General features: G+C 68.4%; 12 protein-coding genes. 10 read left to right on the plus strand and 2 right to left on the minus strand.

What is annotated here, in order from left to right; all coding sequences use genetic code 11:
• Positions 1-17 precede the first annotated feature (17 nt).
• Entirely contained in the window at positions 18-653 is a 636-nt protein-coding gene (locus tag D5301_RS20055) for a tetratricopeptide repeat protein (RefSeq protein WP_153856692.1), read from the plus strand.
• Between the two features lie 555 nt (positions 654-1,208).
• Here the strand turns inward: D5301_RS20055 and D5301_RS20060 are convergent.
• Positions 1,209-2,693 (minus strand): AAA family ATPase, encoded by a 1,485-nt coding sequence (locus D5301_RS20060; protein WP_153856693.1) that lies wholly within the window; start codon positions 2,691-2,693, stop codon positions 1,209-1,211.
• 123 nt (positions 2,694-2,816) lie between these two features.
• Between D5301_RS20060 and D5301_RS20065 the strand changes: the two genes are divergently transcribed.
• The 9 genes from D5301_RS20065 (at position 2,817) to D5301_RS20105 (ending at position 11,785) form a co-directional block, all read left to right on the plus strand.
• Positions 2,817-3,446 carry a ParA family protein gene (locus tag D5301_RS20065; RefSeq protein ID WP_005420986.1) on the plus strand — a complete coding sequence of 210 codons (630 nt, stop codon included), beginning with the start codon at positions 2,817-2,819 and terminating at the stop codon, positions 3,444-3,446.
• A gap of 49 nt (positions 3,447-3,495) precedes the next feature.
• The gene (locus D5301_RS20070) at positions 3,496-3,972 is read left to right on the plus strand and encodes a histidine phosphatase family protein (protein ID WP_110710681.1); all 477 of its coding nucleotides are present in this window, start codon (positions 3,496-3,498) and stop codon (positions 3,970-3,972) included.
• A gap of 4 nt (positions 3,973-3,976) precedes the next feature.
• Positions 3,977-4,594: a YceI family protein gene (locus tag D5301_RS20075; protein ID WP_153856694.1), complete on the plus strand. Its 618-nt coding sequence runs from the start codon at positions 3,977-3,979 to the stop codon at positions 4,592-4,594.
• Entirely contained in the window at positions 4,591-6,642 is a 2,052-nt protein-coding gene (locus tag D5301_RS20080; protein ID WP_324187361.1) for a phospholipase D family protein, read from the plus strand. Before D5301_RS20075 ends, D5301_RS20080 begins: the two co-directional genes overlap by 4 nt.
• Positions 6,643-6,652: 10 nt before the next feature.
• Positions 6,653-7,087, plus strand: a complete 435-nt coding sequence (locus D5301_RS20085; protein WP_010487227.1) for a hotdog fold thioesterase — start codon at positions 6,653-6,655, stop codon at positions 7,085-7,087.
• A 119-nt stretch (positions 7,088-7,206) separates the two neighbouring features.
• Positions 7,207-7,998, plus strand: a complete 792-nt coding sequence (locus tag D5301_RS20090) for a lysophospholipid acyltransferase family protein (protein WP_110710684.1) — start codon at positions 7,207-7,209, stop codon at positions 7,996-7,998.
• Positions 7,999-8,050: 52 nt separating this feature from the next.
• Positions 8,051-9,040: an alpha/beta fold hydrolase gene (locus D5301_RS20095; RefSeq protein ID WP_180855027.1), complete on the plus strand. Its 990-nt coding sequence runs from the start codon at positions 8,051-8,053 to the stop codon at positions 9,038-9,040.
• Positions 9,041-9,096: 56 nt separating this feature from the next.
• A complete protein-coding gene (locus D5301_RS20100) occupies positions 9,097-11,166 on the plus strand; it encodes a tetratricopeptide repeat protein (RefSeq protein ID WP_110710686.1) in 2,070 nt (689 codons plus the stop codon).
• Between the two features lie 10 nt (positions 11,167-11,176).
• Positions 11,177-11,785, plus strand: a complete 609-nt coding sequence (locus D5301_RS20105) for a YbhB/YbcL family Raf kinase inhibitor-like protein (RefSeq protein WP_110710687.1) — start codon at positions 11,177-11,179, stop codon at positions 11,783-11,785.
• A gap of 64 nt (positions 11,786-11,849) precedes the next feature.
• Here the strand turns inward: D5301_RS20105 and D5301_RS20110 are convergent, their stop codons facing one another.
• Positions 11,850-12,383 (minus strand): NADPH-dependent FMN reductase, encoded by a 534-nt coding sequence (locus D5301_RS20110; RefSeq protein ID WP_110710688.1) that lies wholly within the window; start codon positions 12,381-12,383, stop codon positions 11,850-11,852.
• Positions 12,384-12,428: the final 45 nt, after the last annotated feature.

A 12,428-nucleotide genomic window follows, 5' to 3' on the forward strand; every position in this document is an offset into this window, starting at 1 on the left:
CGGCCTGGGGAGAAGGGATGTCAGTTCCAGGAAAGATCCTGGCCAGCGTGCTGCTGGCCTCGGGAGCGGCCACGGTGTGGGCTGCGCCGGCCGTGCCGGCACCACAGGAGTTCTACTTCGACAACGATCCGGCCGCCACGCCGATGGTGGCGGTGCAGGGCGAGGGCGATGATCTGGTGGCGCAGCTGGTCAAGCTGCGTGAACGCGGCCGGCGTGCGGTGGAAGCGACGGTGCAGCTGGCATCGGTGGCCGGCGCGCAGGGCCGTGGCGAACTGGCCGAGCAGCTGTATGGCGAGGCCATGAAAGAGGCACCGGCACAGAGCAGCAGTGGCCGCAGCGTGCGCTGGAACTACGGTTGGGACCTGCTGCGCCAGGGCAAGCCGGAGGCGGCGCTGGAACAGTGGCTGGCCTCGGCCGGCAATGCGCGCACGAAGCCGAGCTGGGTGCCACCGACTTATGCATTGGCGCTGTGGCGGCTGGGACAGAAGCAGGAGGCGGTGCAGTGGTATGCGGCTGCCGTGCGTACCGAGCCGACGCAGTGGAGCTCCAGTGCCCACCATGCGCAGCTGCTGCCGCAATGGCGCGAGGATGAGCGCGCGTCGCTGGCCGAGGTGCAGCAGGCCTGGGCGGCCGCACCGCCTGCCTGGCCCTGAGGGAAGGGGTTCGGCCGGGTTGCACCCGGCACCCGCAGAGGCAACAGCTGAAGCAACAGCGGGCTTCCTGCGGGATGGCGGGGCACTGTGGGTTTGCGGGGCCGCCGTAAACCCGTCCTGGGGGCTTGGTCGCCGCATCCATGCGGCTCACACCCCGCAAACCCACAGTGCCCCGCCTTCGACAGATTCCGGCAGCTGTTGGTAGGTGTCGACCTTGGTCGACACGGTAGATCCACGCCATGCGTGGATGAATCTGTAACGGAATCGACTATTCGATATCTGATCGAAGAGCAGCCGAGTGTGGGCTCGGCTCTACAAAGAGCGGCCGGCCAAGCGCTTTTGCTCTTCTTCTTTCTTCCACGTGGCTGATCGCCCCCGGAGACTGTCAGGGGCCGGGTGGGTAGGCTGCGCAGGGGCGTGAGCCGCATGGATGCGGCGACCGAGCTTACATGGACGTACTTGCAGCGTCCCCTGCGCAGCCTACCCACCCGGCCAACCACGGCTGTTGCTTTGAGCGACCAGCCACGAGGGGCTGCGCCGTTCGCTGGAAACCCCTCAGTCGTCCGCGGACACCGTCCGCTCCGACGCCCACGCCCGCAGTGCCTCCACTTGCTCGGCCATCAGCACCGACAGCGGTCGGGTGGCGCGGATCTCGTTCATCAGCAGCTCGGTGTCCAGCGGCCGGCCTTCGGCGTGTGCCGCATACAGGCCAGCCACGATCGCCTGCTCGATCTCGGCGCCGGAGAAGCCATTCGCGGCCGCCGCCAGCGCGGGCAGTGCGAAGTCGTCGGCGTTGAGCTGGCGCCGGCCCAGGTGCAGCCGCAGCAGTTCCACGCGCACGTCAGGCGAAGGCAGGTCGACGAAGAAGATCTCGTCGAAGCGGCCCTTGCGCAGCAGCTCGGCCGGCAGTTCGTGCACCTGGTTGGCGGTGGCGACGATGAACACCGGCGCCTTGCGTTCGGCCATCCAGGTCAGCAGGTAACCGAGCACGCGGCGTGACACGCCGCCATCCTCGCCACCGCTGGCCAGGCCCTTCTCGATCTCGTCCATCCACAGCACGCAGGGCGCGAGTTGTTCGGCCGAGGCCAGTGCCTGGCGCAGGTTGGCTTCGGTCTCGCCGTGGTACTTGTTGTACAGCGCGCCCACGTCCAGGCGCAGCAGGGGCACGCCGAAGCCGGCGGCGGTGGCCTTGGCCAGCATCGACTTGCCGCAGCCCTGCACACCCAGCAACAGCATGCCGCGCGGCGGATCCAGCCCGGCCGGCGCCGAGCCGGCGATGAACGCGACCCGCCGCTGGTTGATCCAGCGCTTGAGCCGGTTGGCGCCGGCCACATCGCCGAAGCGCGCGCTGTCATGTTCGAAGAACAGGTGGCCGCTGCGGTTGAGCAGCTCGAACTTCAGCCGCGCCAGCTGCGGCAGGTCGTCGTCGCGCAGTGCGCCGTCGGCGTAGATCAGCTGGCGCGCGATGCGCCGGGCATCGACCAGGCTCAGGCCCTGCAGGTTCTTCAGGATCTTCTTCACCGCCTCGCTGTCGACTTCCACCCGTCGGCCGCCATGCTCGCGCGCATAGGCGTCAGCCTCCTCGCGCAGCATCTTCAGCAGGGCATTGGCATCGGGCAGGCGCGGGTTGAAGCGCACCGCCAGCGCTTCCAGCTCGGCCGGCAGCTCCACCTTGGCACCGATCAGCACCAGCACATGCGGCTCGCTGTGGCGGCGCTGGATCAGGTCGCGAAGGGCGCGCTGGTGGCTGGCATAGCCCAGGTAGGGATGGAAATCGAGCAGCAGGTAGACGCCGCGCTGGTCGGCCTGGCGGATCATCTGCAGGGCCGCGCTGGCATCGGGTGGCCCGACCGGCGGGTCCTCGCTGTCCAGGTCGATGCGGCGCAGGCCCTCGGTGATCGACCAGCGGTGCAGCGCCCGCCACACGTGCATCAGCGTCTGCCGGAACAGCTCGACGATGCGACCCTCGTCCTGGGTCTCGATCACGATCAGGGGGGTATTGGCGCGGATCAGTGCGCTCAGGTCCTGCAGTTCGCTCATGCCGGTTCGATCCTTCGGGGGCGCCACGATAGCAAAGGCGATGGCCACAGGTTCAGCACGGTGCTACCTCCCGTCACCACCGCCGGTGTACGCTCGGGGCACGTACCCGGAAGCGAGGCTGGCATGAAGACGATCCTGGTGGCCGGTTCCAAGGGCGGGGTGGGCAAGACCACCGTCGCCACCCACCTGGCCGCGTACGCGGCATTGCAGGGCAAGGCCACGGTGATTGCCGATGCCGACCCGCAGGGCTCCAGCACCCGCTGGGCGCAACGGCGTGCCGGGCTGGAAAGCGCGGTGCTCCCCATCGACGTGTACCGGAAGAAGCAGTGGGCGCAGAAGCTGCCCGACGGCACCGACACCGTCATCATCGACGCACCCGCCGGTGCGTTGGCCGACGATATCCCCCATTTCCTTGACGCTGCCGACGCGGTGGTGGTGCCGGTGCTGCCGTCTGCGCTGGACATTGAAGCGATCGTCGGCTTCCTCAACAGCCTGGCCCAGAACCCACGGGTACACAGCCGCAAGCTGCCGGTGGGGCTGGTCCTGAACCGCACCAAGCCCTGGACCCAGACCTCGCAGCAGGCGCTGCAGATGCTGGCCGAATGGCCGTACCCGGTGGTCGCGCAGCTGCGTGACAGCCAGAGCTACGTGGTCATGACCGGCCTGGGTCGCAGCCTGTTCGATTACCGCTCCGCCCAGGTACGCGAACACCAGGCCGACTGGGAACCGTTGCTGTCCTGGCTCAAGCTTTGATGCCTGCCTCACTCTTTCTGCTGCATCCTCTTCTTCATGGAAACCCGCGATGCGTGAACTGATCCTGCTGCGCCATGCCCATGCCGAACCGGCCACCCCCGGCCAGGCCGACCTCGACCGGCCATTGTCGCCGGTAGGCCTGGCCGAAGCCGAAGCCGCCGGCAAGTGGCTGAAGGAAAACAACCTGCTGCCGGACTGCGTGCTGTGCTCGCCGGCACGGCGCACCCGCGAGACCCTGGAGGCCGTGCTCGGCACCATCGGCTACGTGGAGAAGCGCCTGGAAGACCGTATCTATGAGGCCACCCCCGGCACCCTGGCGGCGCTGGTGGACGACCGCCGTGACCTCGACCGGGTGCTGGTCGTCGGCCACAACCCGGGCCTGGAGCGCCTGGTGGCGCTGATGACCGAGGGCACCAGCAGCGACTACCGTGGCATGCCGCCGGCCGGCATCGCCGTGCTCGGCTTCCCGCGCGAGGCCTCGATCGAGCCGGGTGTGGCCAGCCTGAACGCGTTCTGGTGGCCGTGATCCAATGAGCCTGGCGCGGCGCAGCCGCTTCCTGCTGCCCGTGCTGCTGGCATTCGGACCGGCCTGGGCTGCGGCGCCACCGCCAACGCCCTTGCCGCCGGTGGTCGCCGAAGCGCACCGGGTCCTGCGCCTGGATACCCAACGCTCGCAGATCGGTTTCGAGGTGCGCACCCGCTTCGGGCAGCGCATCGAAGGCCTGTTCCCACACTTCGAAGGCCGCATCGAGATCCTCTCCGATGGCCGTCACCAGGTGCACCTGAAGATGTTCACGCGCTCGGTCGAGATCCCCGGCAAGGCGCGCTACACCGGCTGGATGCGCGGCGAGGAGTTCTTCGACGCGGGCCGCCACCCCGTGGTCGAGTTCGACTCGCTGCCGTACTGGCCGGAGACCGTGGAAGACGGGGGCGACATCAACGGGCGGCTGACCCTGCGCGGGATCAGCCATCCCGAGACACTGAAGGTCGAGAAAGCGGAGTGTGCCCGACCCGGCTATGATTGCGACGTCGTCAGCCGCGGTACCGTGCAGCGAGGCCGGTATGGAATGGACAGCTGGCAGCTTGCCTTGAGTGACCGAGTGACCTTCGTATTGCGAGCGCGCCTGAGCGAGGCGCCGAAACCGTGAACCTCCTGCTGCGTGTACTGGCGCTGGCAACCGTGTTGCTGGGCAGCGGTTGTGCATCGCTGTCCCATGCCGAGCGTGACCGCGCCGAAGCGATCGCCGTGCAGGCGCGCTCGACCCAGGTGGATTGCCAGCGCGCCGACCGCTGCGCACAGGATTCACCGCTGCGGGCGCTGGCCGGCCGGGCGTTCACCGAATCCACCCCCGGGCGGCCGCGCCACTACGCCACCCTGCTGGACGAGGGCGAGGGGGCCCTTGTCGCACGCCTGAACCTGCTGCGCAGCGCCACCCGCAGCATCGACCTGCAGACCTATATCTTCGACAAGGACGACAGCGCCCGCCTGGTCATCGATGAACTGCTGGCCGCCTCGCGGCGCGGGGTGAAGGTGCGGGTGCTGATCGATCAGCTGTCGGCGATCTCCGACCTGCAGATCCTCGGTGCATTGTCCGGTGCCCACGAGAACTTCCAGCTGCGGGTCTACAACCCGACCTTCGGCAAGGCCCGGCTGAACTACTTCGACTACGCCGGCAGCGTGCTGTGCTGCTTCCGTCGCTTCAACCAGCGCATGCACAACAAGCTGCTGGTGATCGACGATGCGATCGGTGTGGTGGGTGGCCGCAACTACCAGGACGACTATTACGACTGGGACCGCGAATACAACTTCCGCGACCGCGACGTCATGATTGCGGGGCCGGAGGCGCGGGCGATGGCGGCCAACTTCGATGCCTTCTGGCGCGCCAAGCGCAGCGTACCGGCCGAACGCCTGAACGATGTTGGCCGCACGCTGTTGCGTGAAGGCGTGCCGACCCTGCCGCAGGCCACCTTCCGGCGCCCGGAACGGGTGCAGCGGGTCAGCGCCGAAGCCAACGACACCGAGTTCGTCACGCGTTCCTTCGTGGACACCGCGCTGCCGGTGGCCTCGGTGCGCTATGTGGCCGACCTGCCGCGCAAGCATCGCCGAGAGAAGGCCGATGCGCCGCTGGCCGGCCAGCACGTGACCGAGCCGCAGCTGGATGCACTCATTGCCGGTGCGCAGAAGGAAGTGATCCTGCAGACGCCGTACCTGGTGCTGTCCAAGCCGGCGCAGAAGCTGTTCCGCGAGCTGCGCAAGCGCCCGCAGCCGCCGCGCGTGGTGGTGTCCAGCAACAGCCTGGCGGCCACCGACAACCCGATCGTGTATGCGCTGTCGTACAAGTACAAGCGGCGCAACATGCGCGAACTGGGCTTCAACATCTTCGAATACAAGCCGTTCCCGCTGGATGCACCGGTCGACTACCGCAACCTGCTGCCCGACCCGATCGCCGCGCCCGGAGGCGACGACGACGGCGGGCGCAATCCGCTGATCGGCGGCAGCGCCGCTGGCAGCAATGCCGGTGGTGGCAGCGACGGAGATCTGGCCGCGCCCCGCAAGCAGGTGCCGGTGAATCATCCGCGTACTGGTAGCGCCTACCAGAACGCGCGCGAACGTCGCCGTGCCGCCGGCAGCGAGGTGGAAACCCGCCTGCTGCGCACCGAGACGCGGCCGTCCTTCCTCGGCAGCAAGGCGGTCAACAAGCCGTTGCCGGTCACCCGCAAGGGCGCGCGCATGGGCCTGCATGCCAAGTCGCTGGTGGTCGATCGCCGCATCGGCGTGGTCGGCACCCACAACTTCGATCCGCGCAGCGAGAACTACAACACCGAAGGCGCGGTGATCATCGACGACCCGGTGTTTGCCGAGCAGCTGGCCGAGAGCATCCTGCGCGATACCCATCCGCAGAACTCGTGGACGGTGGCGCCGCGGGCCAAGCCGCCGGTGCTGTCGGGCCTGAACTACAGTGTCGGCAAGGCCTCCGAAGCGTTGCCGATCCTCGACTTCTGGCCGTGGCGTTACGCCACCGACTACGAATTCAAGCCGGGCCCCGACTGTCCGCAGCCGCTGCCCCGGCAGGACCCGGCGTTCCACAACTGCTACGTCGCCGTCGGCGACTTCCCCGAAGTCAACGTCGGCCCGAAGTGGCTGCTGGTGCGCATGCTGACTGCATTCGGCGCCGGCCTCGTTCCCATCCTCTGAAGGTGCCCGCATGACCCAGGTATTCCGCGAAGCCGTTTCCATCGAGCAGCTCAACGCGCTCAGCCGCAACACGGCGATTGAATCCCTGGGCATCGTCTTCAGCGCTGCGGGCGAGGACTGGCTGCAGGCCACCATGCCGGTGGATGAGCGCACCCGCCAGCCGTACGGCATCCTGCATGGCGGTGCCTCGGTGGTGCTGGCCGAGACCCTGGGCAGCAGTGCCGGAAACCTGTGCGTGGATACGGCCAAGCAGATCTGCGTGGGCCTGGAAATCAACGCCAATCACGTACGCGCAGTACGCTCGGGCACGGTCACCGGTACTGCCCGCGCGCTGCACGTGGGCCGCAGCACCCAGCTGTGGGAGATCCGTATCGAGGATGAGCAGGGCCGGCTGGTATGCATCTCGCGGCTGACCCTGGCCGTGGTGGCGGCCGGCCACGGCTGAGCCCCTGGAGGCTCGTTGACGGTGGCAGAACCCAGCGTTCCCCATCGATTGCCCCGGTCGATCGGTCTTATGGCCTAAATCGGCTGGCAGCGATGACGGCCCTCCGGTATCGTGCGCGGATGACTTCCCCCACTCCGGCCCCCCGCGGCGGCGTGGCGCGTGTGTGCCGTTACCTGTACCGCGTACCGCTGCTGTTGGTCCACATCACCGTGTTCCTGCCGCTCATCCTGATCGGCATGCTTCCGCCGTGGGGCGAACTGCGCGTGGGCGAAGCGACCTTCGGCGCCAAGGTGGTGAACTGGTGGCAGGGTGGGCTGATGTGGATCTTCGGCTTCCGCCTGGTGCAGATCGGCAAGCCGCTGCCCGGCGCCGTGCTGTTCGTCGCCAACCATGTCAGCTGGGTGGATATCTGCATCCTGCACAGCCAGCGCATGATGGGTTTCGTCGCCAAGCGCGAAATCGCCAGCTGGCCACTGGTCGGTTGGCTCGCTGCGCGCGGGCAGACCATCTTCCACCAGCGCGGCAATACCGAATCGCTGGGTGGCGTGATGCAGGTGATGGCCGATCGCCTGCGTGCCGGCAGAGCCGTCGGCGTGTTCCCCGAGGGCCGCACCCGCGGTGGCCACGAAGTGGGGCCGTTCCATGCCCGCATCTTCCAGGCCGCGGTCGAAACCGGTGTTCCGGTGCAGCCGGTAGCACTGGTGTATGGCGTGCATGGCAATGCGCAGACCATCGTCGCATTCGGTCCGGGCGAGAGTTTCTTCGCCAATTTCCTGCGCCTGCTCGGTGAGCCGGCGCGACGTGCGGAAGTGCACTTCCTGGCGCCGATCGGTGCCCAGGACCTGGAAGGCCGTCGGCGCATCGCGGAAACCTCGCGCGCGCGCATCGTGGCGGCCATGAGCACGCAGTGAGGGTGCGGTGGCCCTGATCCCGCCACCTGTCCTGGACGCCGGTACGCCGACGCTGCACGCGGCTGACTATCAGCCGCCGCGCTGGCTGCGCAATCCGCACCTGCAGTCGATGCTCAGTTCCAGCCGCATGCGCCTGCAGCGTGGCCTGCTGCTGCTGGCCGCCACGGGTGCGGTCAGCGAGGAGCTGATCCTCGATGGCGGCGACGGCGTGCGCCTGCAGGGCTGGCACAGCCATGTCGAAGGCCGCGAACCGAAAGGCATGGCCCTGCTGCTGCATGGCTGGGAAGGCAGTGCCGAATCCAGCTACATGCGCATGGCGGCCGCGCGCATGCTGGAACAGGGCTTCGACGTGGTGCGCCTGAACTTCCGCGACCACGGCAACACCCATCATCTCAACCCCGGCATCTTCCATTCCAACCTGATCGACGAAGTGGTGCATGCCGCCGGCGATATCGCCCAGCGCTGGCCGCAGCTGCCGCTGGTCGCCGCCGGGTATTCGCTGGGCGGCAACTTCGTGCTGCGGCTGGCCCTGCGCGCGCCGGCCGCTGGCGTACCGCTGCTGCGGGTGGCGTCCGTATGCCCAGTGCTGGACCCGGCGCTGACGATGGACAGCATCGAGAACGGCCCGGCGATGTATGACTGGTACTTCCGCCGCAAATGGGCCGGTTCGCTGCGCCGCAAGCGCGACCTGTTCCCCGAGCTGAGCGACTGCGACGACCGCGTGCTGAAGCTGGACATCCGCGCGCTGACGGCATGGCTGGTCGAGCGCCACACCAGCTTCGGCTCACTGCAGGCCTATTTCGATGGCTACTCGATTGCCGGCGACCGCCTGTCCACCCTGCAGGTGCCGGCCGACATCCTGATGGCGCAGGATGACCCGGTGATTCCGTACGCGACCTTCAGTGACTGGCAGCTGCCGCGCCAGGCGCGCCTGGAAACCGCGTGTTGGGGCGGCCACTGCGGATTCATCGAGAACTGGCGGGGCGACGGCTTCTCCGAGCGCTGGGTTGCGCAACGCCTGCAGCGTGTCCTGCAGGCCTGAACCGGCAGCGGCGCGCAGCCCGCTACAATGCGGGTTTGCACTTGAAGCGGACTGCCATGCAAGACCAGATCATCCAAGCGTTGCGCCAGAACCAGGCCGACCAGGCCGTGCAGCTGGCCCAGGCGTGGACCCGTGACGAACCCGGCCTGGCCGACGCCCACCGCTGGCTGGCGCTTGCGCTGCAGCAGCAGGGCAAGGCCGAGGACGCGATGGAGGCGCTGCAGCAAGCGTTGCAGCTGGCCCCCGATGATGCCCAGCTGCACCTGCAGCACGCTGGCCTGCTGCTCGCCCTGCGCCAGTACCAGGGCGCTGACGAAGCGCTGGCACGCACCACCGGGCTCGACCCGAACTCCTTCTCCGCCTACCTGATGCAGGCCCACCTGGCGATCGGCCGCAACGACTTCGATGAAGCCCAGCGCCTGTCCACGCTGGCCTCGCGCGTTGAGCCGGACCACCCGGAACTGCTGACCATCGACGGCATGATCGCGCTGCGCCGCGATGACCCGGACCGCGCGCTGACGCTGTTGTCGGCCGCCAACCAGGCGCAGCCGAATGACACCCGCGTGCTCTATGCACTGGGCTTCGCCTACCTGGGCAAGGACATGCTGGCGTTCGCCGAGCAGGCGTTCCGCCGCGTGCTGGAACTGAACCCGGCCATCAGCTCGCTGCATGGCCTCGTGGTGCAGCTGGCGCTGCGCCAGGGCAACGTGGAGGCGGCTGCCGAAGCGATGCAGATCGCTCTGCAGCAGGAAGGCATGGATACACCGTCGATGCGTCGCCTGGCCGGTGAACTGGCGCTGCGCGGCGGCCAGCCGCTGCAGGCGCTGGACCACCTGCTGCCGCTGCTGGAATCGATCCCCGATGACCGCCAGGTGCTGCAGCTGCTGCTGATGTCCTGGCAGCGCCTGGGCCGCGAAGACGAGGCGCGCGCGCGCCTTGACGCCGCCCTGGAGCAGCATCCGCAGCTGCACGATCTGTGGCTGGCGCGCCTGTCGGTGGAAGAAGTGGGCAGCCCCACCGCCGCGGCGACGGTCGAACGCTGGATGGACGCCATGCCGGGCCACCTGCCGGCACTTGAAGCACGCCTGCGCCTGCATGACATGGTGGGCGAGCGCGAGCAGGCTGAAGCCATCGCCGAGCGCATCGTCAGCCTGGAGCCGGGGCGCGTGAGTGGTGAGACCCGCCTGGTCGAAGGCCTGCTGCAGCGTGATCCGGCTGCCGCAGTCGCCCGCGTGCAGGCGTTGATTGAAATGGCGCCGGAAGCTCATCGTGCCGACCTGCGTACCTGGCTGGGTGAAATCCAGGATCGCGCTGGCCAACCGGAACAGGCGCTGCAGACGTGGCTGGCGCTGCAGGCTGACCAGGCGCCACAGCGCCTGCCATTGCCGCCGCAGGCCAAGTCGCCGCCGAGCTGGCCTGACAAGGGCAGCATCGAGGGCGACGCCAGCTCTGCGCCGATCTTCCTGTGGGGTGCGCCGGGTTCGGGCGTGGAACGCGTGGCGACTGGCCTGGCCGCTGCCAGCCCGGTGCTGCGCAGTGATCGCTACACCAACCACGCGCCCGATGATGCGTTCCAGAATTACCACACGCTGCAGGACCTGGCCTCGGGCGTACTGACCCCGGAGCGGCTGGTGCAGCGCTGGCGCGAGCAGCTGCCGGCGCGCGGCTTGCAGAGCGACACCGTGATCGACTGGCTGCTGTGGTGGGACAACGCCCTGCTGTGGGCGCTGCGCCCGCAACTGCCGCAGGGGCGCCTGCTGCTGGTGCTGCGTGATCCGCGCGACATGCTGCTGGACTGGGTGGCCTACGGTGCCGCCGCACCGCTGGCGATGACCTCGCTGGCCGAAGCCGGCGAATGGCTGACGCGCGCACTGACCCAGATCGCCACGCTGCACGAGGAAGACCTGTACCCGCACGTGCTGCTGCGCATCGATCAGATCGGCAACGATCCGCACGCGATGGCCGAACTGCTGGGCCGCCTGTTCGAGCGGCCGATGCCGCCGGCTGCACAGCTGGGCGCACCGCGCTTCCCGCCGGGCCATTGGCGCAACTACCGCGACGTGATGAGCGCCGCCTTCGCCCAGCTCACCCCGGTTGCGGTGCGCCTGGGCTACCCGGAAGAATGAGGAGAGTGCAATGCAGCTGAGCAGCAACAGCCTGACCAACGGCGCACCGATCGACCGTGAGTTTGCCGCCGGCGATGCCGCCGGCTTCGCCCCGGACCGCAACCCGCACCTGGCATGGAGCAGCGTGCCCGATGGCACCCGCTCGTTCCTGCTGGTGTGCGTGGACCCGGATGTGCCGACCGTGCCAGAGACAGTGGGCCGCACCGACATGACCGTACCGCGCGACCAGCCGCGCTGCGATTTCGTGCACTGGGTGATGGCCGATATCCCGGCCTCGGTGCAGGAGATCGCCGCCGGCAGCTGCAGCGATGGCTTCGTGGTGAAGGGCAAGCCCGCGCCTGCGGGTCCGGCCGGCAGCCGCCAGGGCCTGAACGACTTCACCGGCTGGTTTGCCGGCAACCCGGACATGGCCGGCGATTACCTGGGCTACGACGGCCCGTATCCGCCGTTCAACGACGAGCGCGTGCACCGCTATTTCTTCCGCGTGTTCGCGCTGGACGTGGCGACGCTGGACCTGCCGCCGCGCTTCACCGCCGCCGATGCCTACCGCGCGTCGCACGGCCACGTCCTGGCCGAAGCCACCCTGCACGGCACCTACACGCTGAACCCCGCGCTGTAACCGCAACCCGGTAGCGCCGGCCGCTGGCCGGCGTTGCTTCTGTAGAGTCGAGCCATGCTCGACGCTACAAAGACGAACGGCAATACCCCGCAAACCCCGCCAGAAACGCATCGGCCTCGGCGCGATGCGCCTGCGAACGCAGCACATCCGCCACCTGCTGCGGCTCCAGCCCCAGCACCGGCACGCGCAGGAACAGTCCGGCATTGAACGCCGCACTCACCGTCGACAGCACCGCGCGCAGTGCCTGCAGCATGTCCTCGCCACGATGCGAGGCGTGCACCAGCGCGATCGGCCGGCCCACGATCTGGTCACCGGAGACCAGCCAGTCGATGGCGTTCTTCAGCCCGCCGGGAATGCCGCGCACGTACTCCGGGCTGCACACCAGCACGCCGTCGCTCTGCGCGATCGCCGCCTTGAAGTCGGTGACGCTGCCCGGCTCATCGGCGCCTTCGAGGTCGGGCGAGAACACGGGCAGATCGCCAATGCCGGTGTAGACCTCCAGCTCCATGCCCGTCGGTGCGATGGCCTGCAACGCCCGCAGCAGCGCCGTGTTGGTCGATTGCCGGCGCACGCTGCCGGAGATGGCGAGAATCTTCATCGCCGCAAGGCTAGCACGCGGGTTCGCGTCCTCCTGGTAGAGCCG

Origin of the sequence: Stenotrophomonas sp. MH181796 (genome assembly GCF_009659995.1) — a bacterium.
GTDB classification, from domain to species: Bacteria; Pseudomonadota; Gammaproteobacteria; order Xanthomonadales; family Xanthomonadaceae; genus Stenotrophomonas; species Stenotrophomonas riyadhensis.